Here is a 23472-nt window from a genome sequence, read left to right as displayed (position 1 = left end):
GATGGCCACGAGGATCCCGATCCCACTGATCGTCCAGATCGTGATGTCCATACCCTCCGGGTACCCGCCTCTACCGGTGGTAACCTCCGGAGACCGGTCAGTTCCCCTCACCCTCGGTCGCCGTTCTCCCCGCCGGGCCAGCCAGCCGGTGCGGATGCGGCGGGCCGTCACCGAGAGCGCGGCCTTCGGGAACAGGGCGTCGAAACCGTGGAAACCGCCGGCCCGGACGTGTGATTCGGCGTTCTCCAGACGGCTGGCGTAGGCGACCGCCTCGTCCCGGAACAACTCGGCGCTCCCGACATCGACGAAAGCCGGGGGCAGCCCGTCGAGAGCAACAACAAGAGCGGGGAGAGGTACGGCGTCACCTGGCCGCCGTGGAGCACCGACCGCCAGCCGAACGAGTTCATCGCGGGCGTCCACACCACGAAGTCCCGTGCCGACTCGGTCCGGTGGTCCGGCATCGGGCCGATCAGCACCTGACCGGCGATTGATACCGATCCGCGATCGCAGGCCGGCAACGTCACGCCCGCCGCCAGGCCACCCCCGGCGCCGCCACCCGCCACGACGATCCGGGCCGGATCGACGCCGAGATCCGCGGCGTTCGCGGCGACCCATCGCAATCCGCGATGACAGCCCTCGACCAGGTAGGTTCCGGTCGCCTCGGGCGCCAGCCGGTACTCCACCGAGACCACCACGGCGCCCAGCTCCGCCAGCCACTCCAGGGCGATGTCGAGCTGCGGGAACCGGTCACCCATCACCAGCCGGCCGACATCCCGGTGCTCGGCCGGGCGAACTACCACCGGCCGTTCCGGGTGGCGGAGGTGGCGCGGCTCGCCGGAATGAGCTTTCGGCGCCCGTGTGATCCATTTCGCCGTGCGGCGCGTGATGCAACCCGGGGACCATCCGCGAGCGTCTGCCCAGGGAGGTGAATCGGAGTTGCCACCATCGTCTACGCTCCACAGCCGTTGAAGACCATGTGCAAGATCCTCGCGTTCCTGACGGTGCTCGCCGTCGGGGCGCTCACTGGTTCCCCAGCTCAGGCGGGTGTGACAGCGCTCGTTCCGTCCATCGCCAACGGAGATCTCGTACCGGATGGGCGTTACCCCTTCGCGGTGAAGATCACCGCGACCGGGATCCCGACGCCTGAGGGTGGCAAACGCGACAGCTCCTGCTCCGGCGGGCTGATCTCACCCCGGTGGATCATCACGGCCGCGCACTGCTTCCGCGACGTCGACGGCAAACGGGTGTCCCGCACCGTCGCCGACAAGACCACCGCCACCGTCGGGCGCGCCAACCTCAACGGCTCCGGCGGCGTGGTCGCGAAGATCGTGCAGGTGAAGCAGCACGGCAAGGCCGACGTGGCACTGGCCCGCCTGGACCGGCCGGTCGTCGACATCACCCCGCTGAAACTCAACCGGGAGAAACCGAGGCAGGGGCAGAAAGCCCGTCTCGTCGGGTACGGGTTCACCGCGGCCGGCGCCACCAAGACCCCCAACCGGGCACGAACCGGCCGTTTCGAGGTGACGTCGGTGGCGTCCACCGAGATGGGCCTGTCCGGGATCGCCCCGAAGGCGAACACCAGCCCGTGCGAACGGGACTCCGGCGGCCCGTACTTCGTCGAGGACGACGACGGCACAGCGGTGGTGATCGGCGTGGTGAGCCGGGGCCCGTCCTGCCCCCACACCGGCCCGGACACGGCCACCAGGGTGGACGCGATGGCCTCGTGGATCCGCTCGATCATCAAGAACGACAAGCTGCCGTCCCCGTCGGCCGAGCCGCCCGCCCCGCCGAAGGCTTCCGAGAGCGGCGAGTCCGGTCCGGCCGGGGCCACACCCCCGTCCGCCGACCCGGTCTCCTCGTATTCACCGGTCCTGCTGGCGGCCATCCCCGCCGCAGCCATCGGTTTCGTGGCGTTACTGCTGGCCGGCGCCCGAAAGAACAGACGAAGGCGCGGTAATCGCCGAAGGAGATGACTCCCGCCGAGTCCCGGGATTCCGTTTTCTGCCATCATGACGGCCCTCCGGTGGGGTGCCGTCCGCGTTGGCCGGTGTGATCTCTCCGTGTTCGCGGATGCGGCCCCGCGGAGTTCCGCCGATGCCTTTCCTCATGATGTCATTACACCGGCAGGCGTTCCGGGTTTCGCGAACGTCGTCCGCCGGGCAGCCCGGTGTTCTGGCTATCGTCGCTCGTCCCGGAATGCCACGCCCGCCTGTTCCGGAATGCCACGCCCCGGCCGTCGCGGAATGCCGATCCGCCGCGGCCGAAATCTACCGTGATCCGGGTCTGCACCCAGGGATACGCCATTTCCTTGCCGGCGTGGTCTGGGGAGCAGCCACCCTTCGTCAGCAACGCCGCGCCGGCCGGGCGCCCCTTTCGCCGGCGTTCGACGTGATCAACGTATTCGACGGCGCTGTGGCTGGTGCATCGAATCAGCATTCGCCGACCCGACATCAAGGTTGATGTAGCGAATCATGGGACCGTTCGGTCCCGCTTTCGGTGGCGGCGCCGCTCGACGACCGCCTGATCGCGGACAGATCGGTCCGGTCACAACGAGGCATCCCCGCCGGACTGCGGCGAGGGTCGGGCCAGCGAATCGATCATGAGCCGCCAGCCGCCAGCCGCCAGCCGCCAGCCGCCAGCCGCCAGCCGCCTGCTGCCAGCCGCCTGCTGTCTGCTGTCTGCTGCCAGCCGCTGGCCGCCTGCTGCCAGCCGCCTGCTGTCTGCTGCCAGCCGCTGGCCGCCTGCTGCCAGCCGCTGGCCGCCTGCTGCCGGCGCCGGCCCGTGTCCGGTCGGCGCACACTTTCGCGGTTCGTATGCGCTGGTCAGAGTGATCGCACCGGCGCGGGAACACGACCGACGGGCCGTGATGCCCACCGGGCCCAGGGCGTCCGTGCCCGCGCACGACCGGCCACGGTGTGCCCGCACCGGGACGGAGCCGAGCCATCAGGCCGAGGACTTGCGTAACACCCGGCCCTTCACCAAGAAGAAGACTCTTGTTCTCGGCTGCCTGATCTCTTGCGGTCAATCCCTCGCGCGAGCGACCCGTCCAGCCGAGATCTTGGTGGATTTACCACCGGAAACGGTGGTAAATCCACCAAGATCGGCCGGGGCGGGGCTGGAAGGCGGACTTTCGTGTGGGGAATTGACCGCGAGCGGGCCAGCGGCCGAGAAGAAGTCTCGAAACGGTGGTAAATCCGCCAAGATCGGCCAGGGTGGGGCTGGAGAGCGGGCATTCGCGCGGGGAAATTGACCGCGAGTGGGCCGGCAGCGCAGAGGAAGACTCTTTCGCGGTGGTGAATCCTCCAAGATCTCGGGAGGTGGGGGCGTCCCCGCGAGGGATTGACCGCGAGCGGGCCCTAAGCCGCGAGCAGGACTCGAAACGGTGGTGTGGCGGTCGAGGCCCGGTGTGTGGAGGCGGGCATTCTGGCCGGCTGGGGAGTGGTGCCTGGTGTGGAGTCCCGGCTGGCCGGGGGAGTGCGGCCGAGTGTGAGAATGCGTGCCGGCGTTCGATCTTGGGCGGGCGACGGTGTGCGGCCGGAACCGGTGCTTCGGAGCCGGGCCTCGGAACCGGGTTCTCGGGGCGTGGACGGTGAGTGGCCGGCGGCCGGCCGCTGAGGTGTCGGTGGATGGGGGACGAGCGACGGTGTCGGTCAAGCGCAGGGTGGCGGGGGCGATTCTGCTGGTGGCGGCTCTGCTGGTGGTTCCGGGTTCGGCGGGTCCGGTCGTCAGTGACGTCTACCGCCACCTCGAGGATCCCCGGATGACCGGTGAGGGTCAGGAGGCGCCGCATGTGGACCTGCGCCCCTATGGGGATGTGGCCACCGCTGTCCGGGACGTCACCGATCACTCCGCCCCGTCGCCGTTCGTTCTCGGGCTCGACGGGGACTGGCGGATGGAGTTGTTCGACAAGCCGGAGGAGGTTCCGTCCGGGTTCGGCAGTGGGGACGTCGACACGTCCGGATGGCCGGTGGTCTCGGTGCCGCACACCTGGCAGTCCGATTTCATCGATCATCCGATGTTCCGCAACATTCCGGAGGAGATCTGGCCGGACGAGCCCCCGTTCGTGCCCAAGGACATCAACCCCACCGGCGCCTACGTACGGTCGTTCGAGGTCCCGCAGTCCTGGGACGGCGGCCGGATCGTGCTCCGGTTCGAGGGTGTGACAAGCGGATACTTCGTCTGGATCAACGGGGTTTACGTCGGGTACGACCAGGGCGGCTACACCCCGGCCGAGTTCGACGTCACCACCGAGCTGAACACAGGGCGCAACACGATCGCCGTACAGGTGCATCGGTGGGGTTCCGGGTCCTACCTGGAGGATTTCGATCAGTGGCGGTACAGCGGCATCTTCCGGGGCGTGTGGATGTACCGGACCGAACATGTGTATCTCCGTGACGCCTACATCACCACTGATCTCGATGAGGGCTATCGGGACGCCACCTTGACCGCCCGGGTCGACATCGGTGGCGCGGGGGCCGGGTACACCGTGCGGGGCACGCTGCGGGACGACGCCGGGAAGACCGTGGCCGTGGTCGGCGAGACCGTCGCCGAGCAGGGCCGGGTCACCTTGCGGACGGTGGTCCGGAATCCGGCGAAGTGGACGGCCGACGATCCGAACCTCTACTCGCTCGCCCTCGAACTGATCACCCCGGACGGCCGGGCCGCGCACGTCACCGCCCAGCCGGCCGGCTTCCGGGAGATCGAGATCCGGGACCGGCAGCTGCTGGTCAACGGGAAACGGATCCTGGTCAAGGGGGTGAACCGGGCGGAGACCGACCCGGACACCGGTCGGCACGTGAGCCGCCAGGCCCAGCGCGACGACGTCTTCCTGATGAAGAGACTGCACATCAACGCGGTACGGGCCAGTCACTATCCCTACGATCCCCACTTCTACGACCTGGCGAACAGGTACGGCCTGTGGATCGACGACGAGGTCGACATCGAGACCCACTCCCGGCAGGAGTGCCCAAAGGAGTGCCTGGCCGCCAAGCCGGAGTGGCGGGACGCGTTCGCCGACCGATTCCAGGCGATGATCGCCCGGGACAAGAACCATCCCAGCGTCCTGCTCTGGGACACCGGCAACGAGGCGGGACTGGGGGCCACCCATTACGCGCTGGCCGAGTGGGCGCGCGCCAACGAGCCGACCCGTCCGCTCTACCACCAGCCGAACCGGCCGGACGGGGACGCGCCGTTCGCCGATGTCAGCGGGCCGCGCTATCCGACCCCGGCCGATCTGGAGAAGAAGGTCCGGGCCGGGACGAAACCGATCATCATGGGCGAGTACGCGCACGCCATGGGCAACAGCATGGGCAACTTCGACCAGTTCTGGGCGATCGCGCGCCGGGAGCCGTCGATGCAGGGCGGGTTCATCTGGGACTGGGCCGAACAGGACCCGCGTCAACCGTTGATCACCACACCGGACTCGTCGGACAACCGGATCCAGGCGTTCCTGGTCGGCAAGCCGTCGACGGTCGACGGCCGGCGTGGCACGGCGGTCAGCCTGTCCAGTCTTGACGACTTCGTCGACGTGTATCGCGACGAACGGCTCGACCTGACCACGGCCGTCACCGTGGACGCCTGGGTCAGGCCGGGACAGTGGGCGGGCAGTCTGCCGATCGTCACCAAGGGTCAGGCGTACGCGCTGCAGATGCGTGACCGGAACACGCTGGAGTTCCGGGTCGGCGCCGGCAGGTCCGGTGCGGTCGCCGTCGACGTGCCCGGCGACTTCTACCGCGACTGGCACCGGGTGAGCGGAACCTACGACGGCACGCACCTGCGGTTGTACGTCGACGGCACCGAGGTCGCGGCGAAGAAGCGCACCGGACCGATCGATCCCGGACTCTACGAGGTCAACATCGGCCGCAACGCCGAGACCCAGCAGGACAACGTGACGGTACGGACGGGACGTGCCCTGGTCGACGACGTGCGGATCTACGGGCAGGCGCTGTCCGCGGAACAGCTCGCCGGTGACCCGTACCGGCAAGCGGTCCTGGCTCTTGATTTCGACCGTTTCGACCGGTCCGGGGACTTCCTCAGCCTCGGTCTGAGCCTGTCCGGCACCGACGGCATGGTCAGTTCGGACCGGGTGCTCCAGCCGGAGACCGAGGAGGTGGCGTGGGCGCATTCGCCGGTCCGGTTCCGGGCGGCCGACGCGAAGAAGGGCCGCATCACGGTGAGCAACGAGCAGACCGCCGGAACCCTGCGCCTGCGGCTGAACTGGTCGATGACCGAGATCGGGCAGACCCTCCGCAGCGGCAGCAGGGCGCTCACCCTGGCGCCGGGGCAGACCCTGCCGGTCGACGTCGGCGCGGCACCGGCCAATCCGCGGAACCGGGAACGGTGGCTCGATGTCGACGTCACCACCGTCGAGGACCTGCCCTGGGCGGAGAGCGGCTGGGTGTTCGCCCGGGAGCAGTTCCCGATCGGCGGCCGGGTGGTCCCGGGTATCCGGCCCGGCCCGGCGTCCGGTGGCGCGCCCACGGTCCGGACCGACGGCGATGTCGTCACTGTCAGTGGCCGTGGATGGAGTTACCGCTTCGCCGGCGGGGCGCTCACCTCGATGTCGGCCGACGGGCGGGAGCTGCTGACGGCCGGGCCGGAACTCGACGTCCACCGGGCGCCGATCAGCAACGAGACGTATCACTGGGGAACCCCCGACCGGATGATCTGGCACGAGGTCGGGCTCGACCGGCTGGTGACCACCGTCGACGACGTGCGGGCCGGCACGGAGGGACGGCAGGCGGTGATCACTGTGCGTAGTACCGCTGCCGCGCCGGGGCTGGCCGACGTGTTCGCGGTCGGGCAGACCCTGCGCTACCGCATCGACAACCGGGGGACCCTCACCCTCGACCACCAGGTCCGGCCGCGCGGGAGCCGGGCCGGTGACCTGCCGTTCCTGCCCCGGGTCGGGGTGCGGATGAGGGTGCCTGACGCACTCGACGAGTTCACCTGGTACGGCACCGGGCCGCACGAGACCTACAGCGACCGGCAGAGCGGATCAACCGTGGACGTGTGGAGCAGCGGTGTTGACGATCAATATGTGCCGTACGCCCGTCCTCAGGCCAACGGCAACCACACCGGAACCCGGTGGGCCGCCCTCACCGACGGTGACCGGGCCGGGCTGCTGGTCGGAGCCCCGGACGGTGAATCGCTGGACGTGAGCGTGAGCCGGTACGACGAGCTGGCCCGCGCCGAGTACGCGCATCAGCTCCCGTTCGTCCGCAACGACGGATGGATCACCCTGCACGCGGCCACCGGCGAGTCCGGGCTGGGGGAGACGCCGAACTGGGTGCTCGCCCCGTACCGGATGTCAGCGACCAGGAATCACGACTACTCGCTGATACTGCGTCCACTCCCGGGCGGGCGACCACCGGCGACGGCGAGCCCCGCCACCCGCTGACCGCGGTCAGCGGCAGACCGGGTGCCGTTCGGTGGCTCGATGCGGTCGAGCCGGCCGGTGTGTTTGTTTACGCTGATCACAGGCCGGCGCCCGGCAAGGTGTGATCATTTGTTTAGCGGCAACGGTCTCGTGGATACTTACCGGTCGGCGACGGGCGCCGGATGACTTCAGGGAGTGACGGCCGGTGGAGGGTTCGGATTCGGGGTGGGCGGCGACGCTGCACCGGATGTGGACCTCGGTGGGGCGGATCAGCGCCCGCGACGACCTGGCCGGGCTGATCCTCCCGCCGTTGCAGGCGCTCCCCGGCGTGATCGCGGTGTGGGGGCTGCGGCACCACCCGGTCGACGACACCGTCCTGGAGTACCGGTGGACCGGCATCCCCCTGGAGGGCGACCACCGCGACCTGGCCCACCGATGGGCGGCCGGCGCCTCACCGGAGCCGCGCACCATCGCGGCGGACGGGTTCGGGTTCGGGTTCGACCGGATCGGGGCCACCGCCGTCGTACAGGCCAGGTTCGATCTGTCCGGCGAGGCCGCCGGGACGATCATGGTGGCGGTCGGGGACGACGCCGACATCGGCTGGGTGAGCGTCTGCCTCGGGCAGGTCATCGAGGTCACCCGGGAGGCGATCCGGCTGCTCGGGGTGCGGCGCGCCGAACGCGCGCAGCAGACCCGCGACGCCCTGCTCGCCGAGGCGTCACTGCAGATGGACGCGGTCCTGGACACCAAGCAGACCATGCAGCGGGTGCCCCGGATGGCGGTCCCGGCGATCGCCGAGGGCTGCCTGGTCTACGTCTGCGAGGACGGCAAACCGGTGCTGCGCAGCTCGGTGCACGTCGACATGCGCCGGCTCAACGGCCTGCTCCGCGATCCGGAGGTGCGCGACCATCTGGCCCACCTGGTGAACCATGCCGTCCAGGGCGCGGACATCCCGGCGGCCGACACCGGGCTGCTCGCCACCCGTACCGTCAATCTCCAGGTCCTGAAGGCCCGCGGTGAGGTGGTCGGAACCCTGGTCTTCCTCTTCGACCGGGACGACTCGTCGGTCCCGCCGGTGTCGTTCCTGCGGGACCTGGCGTCCCGGGCGGCCCTGGCGATCGACAACAGCACCCGGTACGAGCGGCGCCGCCGCGACGTGGTCACCATGCAGCAGCATCTGCTGCCGACCCGGCTGCCGGACGTCGACGGCCTGTCGGTGGCCGCCTCCTACCTGGTCGGCGACCGGATCCTGGAGGTCGGCGGCGACTTCTACGACCTGGTGCTCTGTGACGACGGCAGCGTGGCCGCGATCATCGGGGACGTCTGCGGGCGCGGGGTGGACGCGGCCGCCCTGACCGGCATGGCCCGGCACACCATCGCCGCCCTGCTGCAGGAGGGCGCGTCGCCGGCACGGGCGATGAGCCGGCTGAACACCCGGCTGCGGCTGGACGGTTCGTGGCGGTTCGTCACCGGTGGGGTGGCCCGGTTGCAGCGGCACGACGGCGGCCTGGCGGTGGAATGGACGTCGGCCGGGCATCCGGCGCCGGTGCTGCTGCGACGGGACGGCCCGGTGGAACGGGTCGCCGGTGGCGGCACCGCGCTCGGCATCCTGGCCGACCCGCGGATCGCCCGCTCCGAGACGTTCCTGGCGCCCGGCGACACGCTGTTCATCTTCACCGACGGGCTCACCGAGAGCCGGGACTCCGCCGGAACCATGTTCGAGGAGGTCGCTCTGGGGCAAACCCTGGAACGGCTCCGAGGTCTGCCGGTGGACGTGCTGGCCCACGAGCTGAGCAGGGCGGCCGCCTCCTATTCGGGTTCCGGCGCCGACGACATCGCCGTTCTGGCGATCCATGCCGAGGAGAAACACCCATGAGCCTCCGGGCCACCGATCTGGTCTTCGTGGTGGAGGACTCCGACGAGGACGTGGAGGCGATCGAGCGGGCGATCAGCCGATCACATCCGGACGTACGCCTGGAGTTCTTCCGGTCCGGTGGTGCCGTGCTGTCCCGGCTGGCCGAGGAGCGGGAGCTGCCCTGGCTGGCGCTCGTCGATCTGAACATGCCCGGGGAGAGCGGCCTGGACGTGGTCCGGGCGATCCGCGCCGACCGGGCCCTGGACGCTCTGACGGTGGTGGTGTTCACCTCGTCGGAGGACCAGGGCGAGGCGGACGCCTGCTATGCCGCCGGCGCCGACTCCTACATCTACAAACCGATCAACTTCGCGCTGTTCCAGAGCGTGCTCAGCCAGACCCTGGACTACTGGAGGTCGCGGCCGGCCGGGAACGACGCCCGGATCGTGGTGCCGCCGCCGGGGGACTCCTCCGCCCACACCTGACCACCGTGCCGTTCCACCACCCGGCGCACGATGGCCAGCCCGGCGCCGGCGCCCTCGTAGCCGTTGCCGGCCGGGTGCAGCCGCCGGAACAGCTGGAACGCCTGCTCCCGCAGATGTGCCGGTATGCCGACCCCGTTGTCCTGGACCATCAGGTCCGGGCCGCCGCTCACGGTGACCCGGCGCGGGCCGTCGGCTCGCGCGTACTTCGCCGCGTTGACCAGCAGGTTCACCAGCACCTGGTCGAACAGCACCGGATCGGCGGAGACCGTCAGGTCGCGCTCCGGCAGTTGCACGGACACCCCGGCCTCACGCAGCCGCGGCCCGGCCACCACCATCGCCCGCAGCACCGCCTCGCGCAGATCCAGGTCGGCCCGGTGCAACTCGGTCCGGCCCAGCCGGGAGTAGTAGAGCAGTGAGTTGAGCAGCTCGTCCATCCGCTCGGCCAGCCGCTGGATGGAGGCCAGCCGGCGGGCCGTCACCGGGTCCATGCCGTCGGCGGCGTCCTCGGCGATGAACGTGGCGGTGTTCGCGATCCCGCGCAGCGGCTCCTTCAGATCGTGCGCGGCCGCGTGCGCGAACGAGTCCAGGTCGACGTTGCTGCGGCTCAACTCGACGTTCAGCGCGGACAGCCGGCGGGCGTGGGCGACGGCGATCCCGACGACCGTACGGCCGAGTTCGATCGCCATCGCCAGATCCGTCGCCGACCAGGGCATCGCCCGGCCCCGCACCGACGCCAGGAACACCGCGGTCGAACCGCGCGGGGTCAGCCGGCTGCCGTGCGGGCCCAGCTTGACCGGCTCCTCCGGGTCGGTGGCCCAGCGTCGCGACACCGACCGCTCACCGCGCAGCCACACGATGCAGTCGCCGTCGGCACCGGTCGGCAGCACCAGCACCCCGGCCACCGAGGGGACGGCGGCCGCCATGCCGGGGACGTCCTCGGCCAGCCGGTCGGTGTGCCACACCTCGCCGAGCGAGGGCACCGGCAGCGCGGCCAGCAGCGCGGCCACCTGCTCCCGGCCCGGATCGGCGCCGTGCACCACTACGTCGTCACCGCCGCGGACCACCACCGTGTCACACGGGATCAGGCCGAGCAGCCCGTCCGGGTCCATCGGCCAGGAACCGGCCGGACCCTCGGTGTAGCCCTCCAACAGCCGGGAGATCACCCCTCGGGAGCGGTCCCGGGCACCCGAGTCGTCACGTTCGCGCAGCGCCGCCAGGTGCAGCGACAGCGCCACCCCGAAGAACTCGCAGGCGGCCCGGACCTGCGGGCCCAGCGTGGTGACCTCCCGGCCGTGGCAGGCGATCAAGCCCCACAGCCGGCCGCCGGACAGCAGCGACACCGACATCGACGACTTGACGCCGATGTTGCGCAGGTACTCGATATGGAACGGCGACACCGTCCGCAACACCGACATCGACAGGTCGAGAGGTTCGCCGGTCTCCGGCAGCACCGGTGGCGACAGCCGGGCCGTCTCGTCGTCGACGTCGGCGATCACCCGGATCCAGTTGCGCTCGTAGAGCAGCCGTGCCTGCGGCGGGATGTCGGTGGACGGGAACCACAGGCCCAGCCACGGCTCCCAGCCGTCCGCGACGTCCTCGGCGATCACCTCGCCGGGCCCGGCGTGGCTCTCGAACCGGTAGGCGACCACCCGGTCGTACCCGGTGATCGCCCGGATCTCCCGCACCGCCGCCTGGCAGGCCTGCAACACGGTGCCGGCCATCTGCAGGCGCATCAGCGCCTGCCGGACCGGGGTGAAGATCGCGGTGAAGTCCTGCGCCGAACCGGGCGGCTCGAACTCCAGCACCAGCATGCCGCCGGACCGGTGCACCGTCACGTCGAACAGGTCACCGGACGTGGTCCGCACCGGCATCATCGCGGTCGGCCCGGTGTCCGCGCCGGTCAGCTCCTCCAGCGCGGACATCTGGGCGTCGTCGATCAACCGGGACACCGGGACACCGGACAGGCCGGTCATGCCCAGCATCCGCTCGGCGTTCTCGCTGATCACCGCGATCCGGCCGGACCGGACGGCGATCAGGGCCCCGTACGACTGGACCCCGCCCAGCAGGTGGATGGGCTCCTGCACACACGCGGTCAGGTCGAAGCCGCCCCCGACCTCACGTTCCGCGGCGGCGACGCGTTCCGGCAGCCAGGACGTCTGATCGGTCACGCCGAGATCTTACGGCGACTGCACCATGAAGGTGCTCTCGCCGTCGAACGAGTCCCCCTCGGGCTTGTCGATGAAGAGCGAATCATCGCCACGGTGATGGACCCGGAAGTCCGGATAGTTCTTGGACCGCAGCCGGATCGTGCCCGCCTCGGTGCCGGACTCCTGACAGAAGGTGGCGTCGGCCCGGAACAGGTCGGACTCGTCGGAGGCGTCGAAACGCAGCCGGTAGTCGAAGTGCCGCAGGAACCGCCCGTCGGACAGCTGGAAGGAGAAGCACGCCTCGTCGTCGAGCCCGGCCACCACGGTCAGCGGCGCCGGATCGGCCGGGGACATCTTGGCGAAGTCCTCGCTGACCGTCAGATAGGTGTTCTCGTCGTCGAGCGGCGACAGCAGCCACTGCCCGGTGGCCAGCTGCGGGCGGGCCGGCTCGGTCGCGGAGGGCCCGGCGGCGGCCGGGGTGGTCGGCCCGCCCGTGGCGGTCGCCGCGACGGCCGGTGTCTTGTCCCCGCTGATGCTGCTCCACGCGACCCATGCCAGCAGGAGCACGGCGACACCGCCGGCCCCGACGATGACCGGCACGGCCCGGGGCAGGCCGGAGGCGGGTGGGGGCGGGCCGGCGTCCACACCGCCGCGGCCGTAGACGGTGCCGGCGGGGCGCCCTGGTCCGGGTGCCTGGTCGGTCATCGGTATCGCTCCTTTCGAACCCTTCGGCCGGAAAGGCTACCTGCCGGCCTCCACGCGCCGGGCATGGTGTCCGGCCCCGTCCTCGCGGGTGGCGTCCGGATCCGGGGCCGTCGGATCGTCACCAGGGGGCGGACCTCGACCCGGCCGCCGGTGACCGCTCGAACAGCAGGATCACGAACTGTGGCAACGCGGTGCGCCACACCGGTGCGGCGGTCACCCTGGTCACCGCGATTCTGCTGGGTTTGTTGCTGATCGGGCCGCTCATCGGTGACAACGCCGCCCGGCTGATCGGGGTCACTCCGGGCGCCGCCCTGCAGAGACTCGCCGGTGTCGCGCCGCAGGACGGGCCGGGCGCGTGGCCGACGGTGGCGCTGGCCGTGGCCTACAGCCTGCTCCTGCCCGGTGGGTCGGCCGTCCTCCCGCGGCAGCGCGATGTCTGACCGTGGCCCGCCTCGTTCGCCCGGGGCGAGTCCCGGGCGAACGAGGCGAGTGGCGCTCAGGACCGGGGATAACGGAACCCACCCGGGACCGTCCCTGTCCCGTTCAGGTCCTCTCCCCGCGCCTCGGTGCCCGGTCCGGATTCGGTGGGCACCGGGACGCCGGCGCAACCGTCGTCGACGGTGCCGGTGTGGAAGTAGGTGATCACGTCGTCCGAGCAGGCCGGGACCTGCAGGACCGAGCCGTGGACATCGTCGTCGACGGTGTAGACGTGACCGCCGACCGCCGCCTTCGTGTCGAGGGTCCACTCGTACGGCGAAGGGGTCTCGAATCGGTGTCCGGACAGGACCAGCGAGCTCTTCCCGGGGCGCAACCGCACCGTCTGGACCGGAAGTGGCCAGCCGGCACAACCGGCGTTGAAGTCCTGCGCCCGGCCGGTCAGCGGGTTGACCTTCAGACGCCGCTGGAAGGCCTTCCAAGCCGCGTCGAAACCGAGGCGGCTCGGGTCCTCGTTGCAGAAAGCGGCCCGGTTCATCGTCCGGTTGCTCTGCTCCGGCAGGTCGGCCGGGGGCTCGGCCGGCGGTTCGGGCGAGTCCGGTGGGCTGACCACCTCCTTGACGGTGGGCGGTGCGGCCGGGCCGGTCGCCTCCCGCGACTCCTTCAGCACCTGGGCGGCCACCGGCCAGATCGAGGCGTCCTGGATCATGGCCACCGCGATGAACGAGCCGTCCAGGGCGATCGGCAGATCGGTGAAACGGCGCGGGTTCGTGTCGTAATCGGTGCTCAGCGTGATGATCGTCGCCTGGACCCGCTCCGGTGTGTCACCCAGGCCGAACCGGTCGTCGCGTTCGGCGATCCAGGCCGTCATCCGCCGGGCGTTGCGTTCGGCGGCCGCCGCCCGGCCGTCCTGGAACGCGACGACGCTGAAATCCGGGATCGCCACACTGTCCAGGAACATCCGGCCGACCGTGCCGGGGAACAGGTCGCGGTGCACCACCCCCAGCCACGTGCCCCAGGAGACGCCGAGGAGGTTGAGCTTCCGCTCGCCCAGGCCGGCACGGATCCGATCCAGGTCACGGGCCACGTCGGCGGTGGTGAGCCGGGACAGGAAGGCCGGATCCGACCGGCCGCAGGCGTTGGTGTCCCGCACCTGTGCGGCGTACCGCTGCCGGGCCGCCTCCTTCGTGACCGGGCCCAGCGTGTCCGGGGCGTCCGGGCCGTCCGGGCAATTCACGCTGGTGCTGTAACCGACACCGCGCGGATCGAAGCCGATCAGGTCGTAACGGTCGTTCAGCCCGTCGGCGGTGCCCATCGTCATGAGCTGGACCGGCATCAGGTAACCACTGCCGCCCGGACCGCCCGGGTTCAGGGCGATACCGCCCAGCCGGTGTGCCCGGTCGGTGGCCGGGAGACGGGTCAGCGCGACGGTGATCTGCCGGCCCCGGGGCTTGCCGTGGTCCAGCGGGACACCGATGGTTCCGCACTCCAGACGGTGCAGGAGCTGCTCGAACCGGTCCCGGCGATCGGGCGGCACCATCATCGACAGGGCATCGTCGGAGTAGTCGGGGCACGGCTGCCAGGTGATCGCCGAGGACGTCCGGGGCGCTGCCTGAACGGGCGTGGCGGCGGCCAGTGCCGTCATCACCACCGCCATTGCTATCGGTGCGGATCGATTCATGGGGTCATCCTGTGGCGTACGGGGCGATGCCCGCGTCTGCCGTGAGAGGTATCCGGCGGGCGTCGGGGATACCTCTCGCGACGGATTCGGGGGACGGTGTGCGGGTCGTACGCTCACGGGATCATGGCAGCGCATCTTGTGGACAGAGCCCGGGAGTGGGCGCGGCGGCCGGCCGTGCGGGACGCCGGTCTGGCGGTCGCCCTGCTGCTGCTCTGCGCGCTGGTCAACGGCAGCGACGAGAGTCTGGCCGGGACGCTCGGGGCGCTGTGGTGGGTGGGGACGGTGGCGGCCACCCTCGCGGTCGCCCTCCGGCGGCGGTGGCCGGCCGTGATGCTGGCCGTCTGCTGCGGTGCGGCGATCATCCATCTCACCGACTCGATGCCGCTCACGGTCATCGACCTGAGTGTGCCGATCCTGCTGTATACGGTGGCTGTGCGATATGGCTGGGCCCGCTCGCTGGGGGTGCTCGCCGTTCTGCTCGTTCTCGCGGTGGGGTCCAGCTCGTTCGCGGTGCTCAAGGCTCGGCCGGCGGTGGGGTCCGGAGCGGAGTTCCGGCCAGATCCGGATCGTCCGGTGTCGCCGGTTCCCACCGGTTCCGCCGTTCCTGCCGGTCCCGGAAGGGAAGAGCAACCGGCCGGGCCGGGTGGAGACGCGGCAGAGGTCCCGGATGGCTCGAATCCGGGCGTCGGGCTTCCGGGTGGTGTGGGCCCGGGTGCCGGGCTTCCGGATGGTGAGGGGCCGGACGTTGGGCTTCCGGACCGAGTGGGACGGGGCGTTGGGCTTCCGGATGGTGAGGGGCCGGGCGTTGGGCTTCCGGATGGCCGGAATTCGGGCTTCGGACTTCCCGGAGGCGGGATTCCGGGGGCCGGGCCGATGGATGCTCCGCCGCCCGGGCCGCAGCCCGGCGGGTTTCCGGGCGAACTCGCCGGGGAGAGCTGGGTCATCGCCTGGAACGATCTGCCGGGGCTGGTGCTGACGCTGATCGCCGCCTGGGCGCTGGGGGCCTGGACCCGCAGCCGGCGTGCCCACCTGGCCGAGCTTCGCGCGCGAGCCGTGGACCGGGAGCGGGAGCGGGAGCAGCAGGCGGTGCTGGCGGTGGCCGCCGAGCGCGGCCGGATCAGCCGGGAGCTCCACGACGTCGTCGCCCACGGGCTGTCCGTCATGGTGATCCAGGCGCAGGGTGGGGCCGCGGCGCTGGACAACCGGCCGGACGACACCCGGGCGGCCCTGGAAGCGATCATCAAGACCGGGCGGGCCTCACTCGCCGACATGCGGCGGGTGCTGGCCACCGTCGGCGAGGTCGACGACACCTGGCATCCACAGCCCGGCCTGGCGATGCTGCCGGGACTGCTCGACCAGGTGCGGGAGGCGGGGACACCGGTTCGGCTGCGTGTCGAGGGCATCCCGGTGGAGTCGCCGTCCGCGGTGGATCTGACCGCGTACCGGATCGTCCAGGAGGCCCTGACCAACACCATGAAACACGCGGGTCCCGGAGCGGGCGCCGAGGTGACCGTGGTCCACACCGGCGCGACACTCCGCATCATGGTCCGCGACGACGGGTCGGGTGGTGGGCCCGGCGACGGAAACGGGGCGGGGCTGCGTGGGATGCGCGAACGGGTGAGACTGCTCGGCGGGCGGTGCGACGCCGGGCCAGGGGTGCGGGGCGGGTTCGTGGTGCGGGCCGAGCTTCCGGTCACCGGCCGATCCGAGCCGGCCGGTAGCGAGTCGCTCGATGTCGAGCCGTCCGTTATCGAGCCGCTTGATGATGCCGAGCCGTTTGGTGCCGAGCCGTCCGGCGTCGAGCCGCTTGGTGTCGAGCCGCTTGGTGTCGAGCCGCTTGGTGTCGAGCCGCTTGGTGTCGAGCCGCTTGGTGTCGAGGCGTCCGGTGTCGAGTCTTCTGGGGAGTCGCGGTCATGATCAAGGTGTTGCTGGCTGATGATCAGGCGCTGGTTCGGACCGGGTTTCGGATGATTCTGGAGAACGCGCCGGACATGCGGGTGGTCGGTGAGGCGGCGGATGGGGAGCAAGCCGCCCGGGCCGCCCTGGAGACCGGGCCGGATGTGGTGCTGATGGATGTTCGGATGCCGGAGGTCGACGGGGTCGAGGCCACCCGGCGGATCTGTGCGGGTGACGGTGACGGGCGGATCCGGGTGCTGATTCTGACCACGTTCGATTTGGATGAGTATGTGTATGCGGCGCTTCGGGCGGGGGCCAGTGGATTCCTGCTGAAGGACACGCTCGCACCGGATCTGCTGTCGGCCATCCGGGTGGTGGTCCGTGGTGAGGCGGTGGTGGCACCGAGCGTGACACGACGGCTGTTGGACCGGTATGTGCCCGTGGGGGAGCGGCCGGGTGGAGTGGTTCCGGGGGTTCGGGGGTCAGGGGCCGGGCCAGGGCCGAGATCGGCCGGGTCCGGAGTATCCGGAGTGTCGGGTGATGCCGGATCGGGGCCAGCCGGGGCGGGATCAGCCGGACTGAGACCAGCCGGACTGGGATCAGCCGGACTGGGGCCAGCCGGACTGGGATCAGCCGGACTGGGGCCAGCCGGACCGGGACCAGTGGGGCTGGGGCCAGCCGGGGTGGGTTCGGCAGGGGTGGGTTCGGCAGGGGTGGGTTCGGCCGGATGGGGTTCGGCGGGACCGGGGGCGGTCGGGGCTGGGGCGGAGATGGAAGCGCTCACCGAGCGGGAGCGTGAGGTGCTCGGGCTGATGGCTCGGGGGCTGTCCAACTCGGAGATCGCGGGGCGGCTCTACCTGTCCGAGGGCACCGTCAAGACCCATGTCAGCCGGGTGCTGGGCAAGCTCGCTCTGCGGGACCGGGTGCAGGCGGTGGTGTACGCGTATGAGAGTGGGCTTATTCGGGCCGGGCTACTCGGGGAGCCGTGGTGACGGCTCCCCGAGCGACTATGAGCGACTATGAGCAACTGTGAGAAAATATGAGCGACTATGGGCGATTTGAGTCGCTGTTAGTAATTCTTAAATGCTATGGACAGAGGGTCAGCGGACGGTCTGCTTGATCTTGGCAACGCCCGTGGTGACCAGGGTGTTCAGGGCGGCGGTGTCGGTTGCCTCGGCGGTGAAGGTGGCCAGCACCTCACCGTGCGCCACCGCCACCGTGACGGCCTTGACCGCGGGCTCCTTGGGCTCCTGGACGGTCGTCATGAAACCGATCGAGGTCGCGCCGGCCGCTGCGGGGGCCTGCCACTTGGAGTAGGTCACGTTCTTGGTCATGGTCGGGCAGCGGTCCAGGATGGTCTGCTGGCGCTTGATGTGGTCGGCGGCGGCCTTCGCGCCGATCGCGTTGATCGACTCGGTGATGAGGTTGCCGTCCTTGCCTCCCTTCTGGAAGGAGACGCTCACCGAACCGCCGGGCGCGTCGGTGAACGCCGCGGTGGTGGGCTTGCACGGGTCGGCCGTGGGCGGCGGGGTGACGGTGCGGGCCAGAACCCGGCGGCTGTGGAAGGAGAACCCGGCCGGGGCCTGCGCCGGGGCGAGAAGAGCCCTCTCCAGTTGATCCACCGTCGGGGCGGCGGACGCGGGCGATCCCGTCAATGCGGTCAATGCGATGGTCGGCATGGTCAACGCGATCGACAGAACGGCTGCGATTCGTTTACTCATGCCGCCACCGTAGGCGCGATTGGTCCGGTTTGTCCAAGAAAGCGCCGATCGTCACCCGACATGAGGAAAAGCCCCCGATCAGGTTTGACCGGGGGCTGAACCACGAGGAGGTCTTGAGGAGGGACCGTGCGGGATCAGTGCTTGCGGCGCCACGTGCCGGCGACGATGCCGACACCCAGCGCGGCCAGGCCGATCTGCAGGGCGATCTCGATCCAGTCGATGCCCCTGGTGTCGTCGACGCCCAGGAGGGCGGCGATGAACGTGCCGATGACCGCCGCCACCACACCGATCAGCAGGGTCACCCAGATCGGGATCTTCTGCTTGCCGGGGACCACCAGACGGCCCAGCGCGCCGATGACCAGGCCGAACAGGATGGCGGTGAAGAATCCGGTGACTTCCACGTCTGCTCCTCAAGGGTTGAACCTGAGGTCCGGGTTCCCGAACGGGTGGACCCGCCAAACGTGACGGACGTCAAATCAGGGCCGGATCAGGGTAGGCCGGACAGGCTCTTGCGCTGGCGTGCGCCGGCCACCAGGTTGACCACGCCCAGGACCGTCGCGCCGATCGTCGCGTACAGGGTCAGGGTCAGCAGTGGGGTCCCGAGTGGCGCGTCCGGGAAGTACAGCACCCGCCTCAGCAGCGTGGCCCCGGCGCCCGGTGGAAGTGCCTGGCCGAAGTCGTGCCAGAACACCGGCATCAGCGGCAGAGCGGTGGCGGCCCCGCTGATCGGGGCGCCGATCAGGAAGTACAGCAGGCCGCCCACCGCGCCGCCGGCCGCCCCGACCAGGGACACCAGCGCGCTCGTCGACGCGGTCGCGGCCAGGTTGATCAACGCGAGGCCGAGGGTGAGGTGGACGAAGTCGACATGTGACCCGACCCCGAAGGCGCGGGCCAGGCCGGCTACTCCGGCGCCCACGCACAGCGCGTACAGGACGAGGAACAGCAACGGCAGCTCGCCGCGCCCCCAGTTCGCGCGATAGCGCGGCACCAGCCGGCCCAGCCCCATCGACCCGATCGTGCCGCCCAGGATCACCACCTGCAGCATCACACCCAGTCCACCACCTGCCGAATCCCCGGACGGCAGGGGAGTGGCCTCGGTGACCGCCGGTGTCGTGGTGCCCGCGAACGCCTGGGTGACCAGCCCGGTGAGGGTGGCCGCCACCTGCGGCGAGGCGGCCGTCGACTTGATCAGTTCGACGCCCGTGCCGGTGACGATCAGGGTGCCGTAGACGTCCAGGCGACCGATCGCGGTCAGTGCGGACTCCCGGCTGTCGTACGTGGTGAACTCCAGCGCGTCGCCGGCCCGCGCGGCGAGGGTCTCGCGGGTGCTGTCCGGGCCGACGTAGCCGAGCGGGATCCGATGCGGAGCCGGCGCGTGCGAGATGCTGAGCAGCGTCGCGCCGAGCAGCGCCACCACACTCACCCCGAGGACGGCGAGCACCAGGGCCCGTACCCAGAAATGGTGTTCGCGTTTCCGCTCCTCGGCGGCCGGCAGCTCCGCCTCGGTCTCCATGAGGATGATGTTTGCAGACCAGGCGAGAACATTTCGGTTATTGGTGAGGAAGTGGGTTGTCGACGCGTATCCCGATCGTGGTGACCGGGTAGTGAAGCCCACCGCCCGAAGACACGTATGGCGCTCACCCGAACCGGGTGAGCGCCATACGGCGTACCAGAAGGATCAGGAACGGAAGACGTCCTTGATCTTCTCGCCGGCCTGCTTGAGGTTCGCGGAGCGCTGGTCGGTCTTGCCCTCGGCCTCCAGGCGCTCGTCGTCGGTGGCCTTGCCCACGCCCTCCTTGACCTTGCCGCCGACCTCTTCGGTCTTGTTGTCCAGCTTGTCGTCGAACGACATCAGACACCTCCACGTCTCATCTGTACGTGTCAGTACCCGTCGTCCCCGGTCCCAATCAGGCGGGCCCGCAGCGATTCCTGCTCGGCGTCGGTCAGGCCGGCCTGTCGCAGGCGTTCCACCAGGCCGGACGCGAACAGCTCGGTCATCACAGCCGCCACAGTCGTCCCCTGGAGGCCAAGCCGTTCGGCCACCGGGTCGCGGTCGTCGCCGAAGTGGAGTTTCAGGCGTTCACCACTGAGCGCGTAGTCCTCGGCCACCGCCTCCGGGCCGACCCCGGCAAGGGCCAGGAACAGCAGCGACAGCAGGCCGGTGCGGTCCCGCCCGATCCCGCAGTGCACCACCACGCCACCCGGCCCGGCCGAGGCGACCGCCCGCAGCGCGGTCACACACCGGTCCGCCTTGTGATCGAGGAACGGCCGGTAGTAGAGCGGGGTGCCGTCCACGTCGTCGTCGATGATCCGGTCCCAGAAGGCGCTGTCGGCGTTGTCGTCCAGGGGCACGGACACGACCTCGATGCCGTCGGGGCGCACCGCATCGGGCGAACGTTCGTCGTCCTCGCGCAGGTCGATGACCGTTCTCACCCCGTACGCGATCAGTCTGGCCCATCCCTCCGGCGTCAGCCGGTCCAGACTGCCGGCCCGGACCACCGCGCCGAACCTGGTGTGCCGCCCACCCGTGGTCGGCAGTCCGCCCAGGTCACGGACGTTGTGGCAGCCGTCCCAGTCCAGATGCCGGGTCATTCGCGGGTGATCGCCATCGTGCCCAGGCCGGCTTCGGCGTCGATGTCGAGTCCGGGCCGGTCGCTGAGATCGCCGAAGGTGATCGCCCGGCCCTCGCCGACGCCGCCCTTCTCCTCGCCGTAGACGCTGACGTCTCCGGCCCCGCTGGTGAACGCGATCAGCACCGGCACCTCACCGGCCGTGTTGATCCTCCATTCGGCGACCCCGCCGGCCATCAGGATCGGCAGGGTGCCGTCCAGGTTGCCGAGGGTGATGTCGATGCGTTGCGCTCCGCCGATCAGGTCGATGTCGCTGACCGTGCCGGCGCCCATGTCGAACGAGGCCTTCCGCACGCCGCCGGTCATCCGCAGCCGCCACACCACGTCCTTGCTGAGGACGACGTCGACCCGGCCGGAGCCTTTGTCGGAACCGTCCGGTCTGGCACGGACCTTGAGGGAGCCGTCGTCGAATCTGGTGTCGACGTCCAGTCCGGAGTTCTTCGGAGTGGTGACCTGGAAGTTCTCTCCGTCCAGGTCGGCGGTCCGGACGGTCAGTTCGGTGACACCGTTGACCAGGTCGAACGCGCCGACGGTCAGCGGGGGAGCGGGCGGGGTGGTGGGCGCGGCACTGGGGGTCGCGGCACTGGGCGCTGCCGTACTGGGCGCGGCCGCACTCGGAGGGGCCTCGGCCGCCTCCTGCGGTGCCGGCGGATCGTCCTGCGGACGGAACACGAACAGTGTTCCGACGGCGACGGCCCCGGCGAGCAGCCCCACCAGGATCGCCGGCCGGCCTCGGCGACCGGGCGGCTCCGGCGGCGGCTCGAACTCGGCGGGCGGCAGCAGCGGAGGCGGCGGCGCGCCGGTGACCCGCCGTCGGCTGGGGGCGTCCGGCCAGTAGTCGGCGATGTTCGGCAGCCCGGCCGGGGCACCGCCACCGCCGGTATCCGGTTCCGACCCGGCCACCGGTTCCGCATGCCCCGGCACGTATCCCGCTATCCGCAGCCGTGGGCGCTCACCGTCGGCGCCGTTGCGCTCCGCCACACCAGACTCCCGCTGACCCGCTCGTTGTCATTCCCCGTGCAAGATACGGACACGGTGAGTGGAGGGTTCAATCGGGCGACGAAATGATGACCGAGCGTCGCCGGGACCTGTCGACCCCGATCAGCAGCGCCCCGATCAGCAGGAACCCGGCCGCCAGCAGCAGGATCCACAGACCCACCCCGGACCAGCCCTGGTACGTGGGATCCAGGAACCGGTACGGGTAGCGGAATCCGAGCGCTCCCCGTAGCAGAGCGATCGCCGCGTACCCCAGAGGGAACAGTGTCCACGCGAACAGGTCCGGCCAGCGGGTCGTCCCGAACGGCCGGAACACCGCCCAGTCGGCCAGCACCATCGCCGGCAGCACATAGTGCACCAGGAACGAGGAGATCTCCCCGGCGTCCCCGGCGAACACGCCCGGTAGCGGACTGCGCCCACCGGCCAGCACGAAGTGCAGCACCACACCGCTGAGCAGCACCCAGGACAGCACCGCCGCCCGCAGCCGGGGTGCCGCCGCCTCGACGGTGACGCGCCGGTGCATCCAGTAGAGGACCCCGGCGTAGTAGACGATCACCGCGATCGAACTCTGCGTGGTGTAGGCGACGATGCCGTAGTCCGCGGTGTAGAGCCCGGACACTCCGGCCACCACGATCGACAGTCGCCACCACCACTGCGGACTGGCATGAATCCCCATGCCTGGTTCAACGTCGCCGGCCCGCCGAACGGTTCACCAAACTCCGAGCGACACACACGTTTCGTAGGGTAACGAGTTGTACGTCACACGCTGTCACGTAAACCCGATTTGTCCGTCCAGGGAAGGATAAAGTCTCTTCCTCGTGCCCCTCTCCCGCTCCCGTCTGGCCCTGGTGTTCGGTGCCGTCGTCGTGATCCTGGTCGCGGTCAACGTCGCCAACAAATACGGCCCGCCCGGCACCGGCCTGGTCGCCGGTCCACTGGTCGCACTGGTCCTGGTCCTGATCGGCCGCCGCTCCGGCCTGACCTGGCACGACCTGGGCCTGTCCCGCCGCACACTGGTCCCCGGCCTGCGATACGCGCTCGGCGCGGTGCTGCTGGTAGCCGTCGTCTACGCGATCGGCGCGGCGTTGCCGTTCACCCGCCCCGCCTTCCAGGACGTCCGTTACCACCTGCATCTGGGCGCCGCGCTGACCACCGCGTTCGTGGTGGTTCCGCTGGGCACCGTGCTGCTGGAGGAGGTGGCGTTCCGCGGCGTCCTGATGGGCCTGGTCAACCGTCATCGCGGCGCGGTCTGGGCGAGCATCACGTCCTCGGTCCTGTTCGGCCTCTGGCACATCCTCCCGTCACTGCGCCTGAACCGCGTCAACGGTGCGGTCGGCGCCACCGTCGGCACCGGCCTGACCGGCCAGATCCTGGCGGTCACCGCCGCCGTCGCCTTCACCGCGCTCGCCGGCCTCCTGCTCTGCGAGTTGCGCCGCCGCAGCGGCAGCCTCCTGGCCGCCGTCGGCCTGCACTGGGCCACCAACGGCCTGGGCCTGCTGATCACCGCCGGCCTGGCCGCCACCCAACTGGCATAGATCAAACCCTT

Annotated in this window: 19 protein-coding genes and 2 pseudogenes; 9 read left to right on the top strand and 12 right to left on the bottom strand. The window is 70.4% G+C overall.

From position 1 onward, the window contains the following. Positions 1 to 167: 167 nt before the first annotated feature. Positions 168 to 800 carry an alpha/beta hydrolase fold domain-containing protein gene (locus ACQ0O7_RS14120; protein ID WP_430782487.1) on the bottom strand — a complete coding sequence of 211 codons (633 nt, stop codon included), beginning with the start codon at positions 798 to 800 and terminating at the stop codon, positions 168 to 170. Between the two features lie 174 nt (positions 801 to 974). On the opposite strand from ACQ0O7_RS14120, the gene ACQ0O7_RS14115 reads away from it, so the two are divergent. Next, entirely contained in the window at positions 975 to 1973 is a 999-nt protein-coding gene (locus tag ACQ0O7_RS14115; protein ID WP_430782533.1) for a S1 family peptidase, read from the top strand. A 624-nt stretch (positions 1974 to 2597) separates the two neighbouring features. On the opposite strand, the gene ACQ0O7_RS14110 is transcribed toward ACQ0O7_RS14115, so the two are convergent. Further along, positions 2598 to 2798: a hypothetical protein gene (locus ACQ0O7_RS14110; protein ID WP_430782486.1), complete on the bottom strand. Its 201-nt coding sequence runs from the start codon at positions 2796 to 2798 to the stop codon at positions 2598 to 2600. Between the two features lie 824 nt (positions 2799 to 3622). Here ACQ0O7_RS14110 and ACQ0O7_RS14105 point away from each other — a divergent pair. The 3 genes from ACQ0O7_RS14105 to ACQ0O7_RS14095 all read left to right on the top strand — a co-directional run bounded on the left by ACQ0O7_RS14105 (position 3623) and on the right by ACQ0O7_RS14095 (position 9715). Further along, on the top strand, positions 3623 to 7399 hold the full coding sequence (locus ACQ0O7_RS14105; protein WP_430782485.1) for a glycoside hydrolase family 2 TIM barrel-domain containing protein: 3777 nt from the start codon (positions 3623 to 3625) through the stop codon (positions 7397 to 7399). Positions 7400 to 7583: 184 nt separating this feature from the next. Then, positions 7584 to 9254 carry a PP2C family protein-serine/threonine phosphatase gene (locus tag ACQ0O7_RS14100; protein ID WP_430782484.1) on the top strand — a complete coding sequence of 557 codons (1671 nt, stop codon included), beginning with the start codon at positions 7584 to 7586 and terminating at the stop codon, positions 9252 to 9254. Next, positions 9251 to 9715 carry a response regulator gene (locus ACQ0O7_RS14095; RefSeq protein ID WP_430782483.1) on the top strand — a complete coding sequence of 155 codons (465 nt, stop codon included), beginning with the start codon at positions 9251 to 9253 and terminating at the stop codon, positions 9713 to 9715. Before ACQ0O7_RS14100 ends, ACQ0O7_RS14095 begins: the two co-directional genes overlap by 4 nt. Here ACQ0O7_RS14095 and ACQ0O7_RS14090 read toward each other — a convergent pair. Together ACQ0O7_RS14090 and ACQ0O7_RS14085 are read right to left on the bottom strand one after the other, a co-directional pair. Next, positions 9637 to 11883 (bottom strand): ATP-binding protein, encoded by a 2247-nt coding sequence (locus tag ACQ0O7_RS14090; RefSeq protein ID WP_430782482.1) that lies wholly within the window; start codon positions 11881 to 11883, stop codon positions 9637 to 9639. The genes ACQ0O7_RS14095 and ACQ0O7_RS14090 overlap by 79 nt on opposite strands. A 9-nt stretch (positions 11884 to 11892) precedes the next feature. Continuing rightward, complete coding sequence (locus ACQ0O7_RS14085) at positions 11893 to 12567, bottom strand: AbfB domain-containing protein (protein ID WP_430782481.1); 675 nt, start codon at positions 12565 to 12567, stop codon at positions 11893 to 11895. 191 nt (positions 12568 to 12758) lie between these two features. On the opposite strand from ACQ0O7_RS14085, the gene ACQ0O7_RS14080 reads away from it, so the two are divergent. Then, positions 12759 to 13007: a hypothetical protein gene (locus ACQ0O7_RS14080; protein ID WP_430782480.1), complete on the top strand. Its 249-nt coding sequence runs from the start codon at positions 12759 to 12761 to the stop codon at positions 13005 to 13007. Between the two features lie 56 nt (positions 13008 to 13063). On the opposite strand, the gene ACQ0O7_RS14075 is transcribed toward ACQ0O7_RS14080, so the two are convergent. Continuing rightward, entirely contained in the window at positions 13064 to 14683 is a 1620-nt protein-coding gene (locus ACQ0O7_RS14075; RefSeq protein WP_430782479.1) for an alpha/beta fold hydrolase, read from the bottom strand. Positions 14684 to 14806: 123 nt separating this feature from the next. Here ACQ0O7_RS14075 and ACQ0O7_RS14070 point away from each other — a divergent pair, with 123 nt between their 5' ends. The 3 genes and pseudogenes from ACQ0O7_RS14070 to ACQ0O7_RS14060 all read left to right on the top strand — a co-directional run. Beyond that, positions 14807 to 16600, top strand: a complete 1794-nt coding sequence (locus tag ACQ0O7_RS14070) for a sensor histidine kinase (RefSeq protein WP_430782478.1) — start codon at positions 14807 to 14809, stop codon at positions 16598 to 16600. Next, a pseudogene (locus tag ACQ0O7_RS14065) lies at positions 16597 to 17034 on the top strand (response regulator); the annotation flags it as partial. The gene ACQ0O7_RS14070 and the pseudogene ACQ0O7_RS14065, both read left to right, overlap by 4 nt. 321 nt (positions 17035 to 17355) lie before the next feature. Continuing rightward, positions 17356 to 17571: pseudogene (locus ACQ0O7_RS14060) on the top strand (response regulator transcription factor); the annotation flags it as partial. A 108-nt stretch (positions 17572 to 17679) separates the two neighbouring features. On the opposite strand, the gene ACQ0O7_RS14055 reads toward ACQ0O7_RS14060, so the two are convergent. The 7 genes from ACQ0O7_RS14055 to ACQ0O7_RS14025 all read right to left on the bottom strand — a co-directional run bounded on the left by ACQ0O7_RS14055 (position 17680) and on the right by ACQ0O7_RS14025 (position 22602). Next, a complete protein-coding gene (locus ACQ0O7_RS14055; protein WP_430782477.1) occupies positions 17680 to 18300 on the bottom strand; it encodes a hypothetical protein in 621 nt (206 codons plus the stop codon). Between the two features lie 134 nt (positions 18301 to 18434). Continuing rightward, positions 18435 to 18701 carry a GlsB/YeaQ/YmgE family stress response membrane protein gene (locus ACQ0O7_RS14050; RefSeq protein WP_430782476.1) on the bottom strand — a complete coding sequence of 89 codons (267 nt, stop codon included), beginning with the start codon at positions 18699 to 18701 and terminating at the stop codon, positions 18435 to 18437. 86 nt (positions 18702 to 18787) lie between these two features. Then, positions 18788 to 19813 carry a hypothetical protein gene (locus ACQ0O7_RS14045; RefSeq protein WP_430782475.1) on the bottom strand — a complete coding sequence of 342 codons (1026 nt, stop codon included), beginning with the start codon at positions 19811 to 19813 and terminating at the stop codon, positions 18788 to 18790. Positions 19814 to 19978: 165 nt separating this feature from the next. Further along, the gene (locus ACQ0O7_RS14040) at positions 19979 to 20152 is read right to left on the bottom strand and encodes a CsbD family protein (protein ID WP_430782474.1); all 174 of its coding nucleotides are present in this window, start codon (positions 20150 to 20152) and stop codon (positions 19979 to 19981) included. A 29-nt stretch (positions 20153 to 20181) separates the two neighbouring features. Continuing rightward, a complete protein-coding gene (locus ACQ0O7_RS14035; RefSeq protein WP_430782473.1) occupies positions 20182 to 20892 on the bottom strand; it encodes a tyrosine-protein phosphatase in 711 nt (236 codons plus the stop codon). Further along, a complete protein-coding gene (locus tag ACQ0O7_RS14030; protein ID WP_430782472.1) occupies positions 20889 to 21911 on the bottom strand; it encodes a hypothetical protein in 1023 nt (340 codons plus the stop codon). Before ACQ0O7_RS14030 ends, ACQ0O7_RS14035 begins: the two co-directional genes overlap by 4 nt. 67 nt (positions 21912 to 21978) lie before the next feature. Continuing rightward, positions 21979 to 22602 carry a Pr6Pr family membrane protein gene (locus ACQ0O7_RS14025; RefSeq protein ID WP_430782471.1) on the bottom strand — a complete coding sequence of 208 codons (624 nt, stop codon included), beginning with the start codon at positions 22600 to 22602 and terminating at the stop codon, positions 21979 to 21981. Positions 22603 to 22744: 142 nt separating this feature from the next. Between ACQ0O7_RS14025 and ACQ0O7_RS14020 the strand changes: the two genes are divergently transcribed. After that, positions 22745 to 23461 (top strand): lysostaphin resistance A-like protein, encoded by a 717-nt coding sequence (locus ACQ0O7_RS14020; RefSeq protein WP_430782470.1) that lies wholly within the window; start codon positions 22745 to 22747, stop codon positions 23459 to 23461. The last annotated feature ends 11 nt before the right edge of the window (positions 23462 to 23472 follow it).

Origin of the sequence: Actinoplanes sp. G11-F43 (assembly GCF_050589265.1) — a bacterium.
In the GTDB taxonomy this organism is placed as follows: Bacteria; Actinomycetota; Actinomycetes; order Mycobacteriales; family Micromonosporaceae; genus Actinoplanes.
The sequence above is the reverse complement of the archived record's forward strand: the minus strand, read 5'-3'. Positions and strand labels throughout refer to the sequence as shown.

Excerpts from the sequence above, each read along its gene's own strand:
- ACQ0O7_RS14115 (WP_430782533.1), top strand. The coding sequence starts at position 975 with ATGTGCAAGATCCTCGCGTTCCTGACGGTGCTCGCCGTCGGGGCGCTC.
- ACQ0O7_RS14095 (WP_430782483.1), top strand. The coding sequence starts at position 9,251 with ATGAGCCTCCGGGCCACCGATCTGGTCTTCGTGGTGGAGGACTCCGAC.
- ACQ0O7_RS14085 (WP_430782481.1), bottom strand. The coding sequence starts at position 12,567 with ATGACCGACCAGGCACCCGGACCAGGGCGCCCCGCCGGCACCGTCTAC.
- ACQ0O7_RS14075 (WP_430782479.1), bottom strand. The coding sequence starts at position 14,683 with ATGAATCGATCCGCACCGATAGCAATGGCGGTGGTGATGACGGCACTG.
- ACQ0O7_RS14070 (WP_430782478.1), top strand. The coding sequence starts at position 14,807 with ATGGCAGCGCATCTTGTGGACAGAGCCCGGGAGTGGGCGCGGCGGCCG.
- ACQ0O7_RS14055 (WP_430782477.1), bottom strand. The coding sequence starts at position 18,300 with ATGAGTAAACGAATCGCAGCCGTTCTGTCGATCGCGTTGACCATGCCG.
- ACQ0O7_RS14045 (WP_430782475.1), bottom strand. The coding sequence starts at position 19,813 with ATGGAGACCGAGGCGGAGCTGCCGGCCGCCGAGGAGCGGAAACGCGAA.
- ACQ0O7_RS14040 (WP_430782474.1), bottom strand. The coding sequence starts at position 20,152 with ATGTCGTTCGACGACAAGCTGGACAACAAGACCGAAGAGGTCGGCGGC.
- ACQ0O7_RS14035 (WP_430782473.1), bottom strand. The coding sequence starts at position 20,892 with ATGACCCGGCATCTGGACTGGGACGGCTGCCACAACGTCCGTGACCTG.
- ACQ0O7_RS14025 (WP_430782471.1), bottom strand. The coding sequence starts at position 22,602 with ATGGGGATTCATGCCAGTCCGCAGTGGTGGTGGCGACTGTCGATCGTG.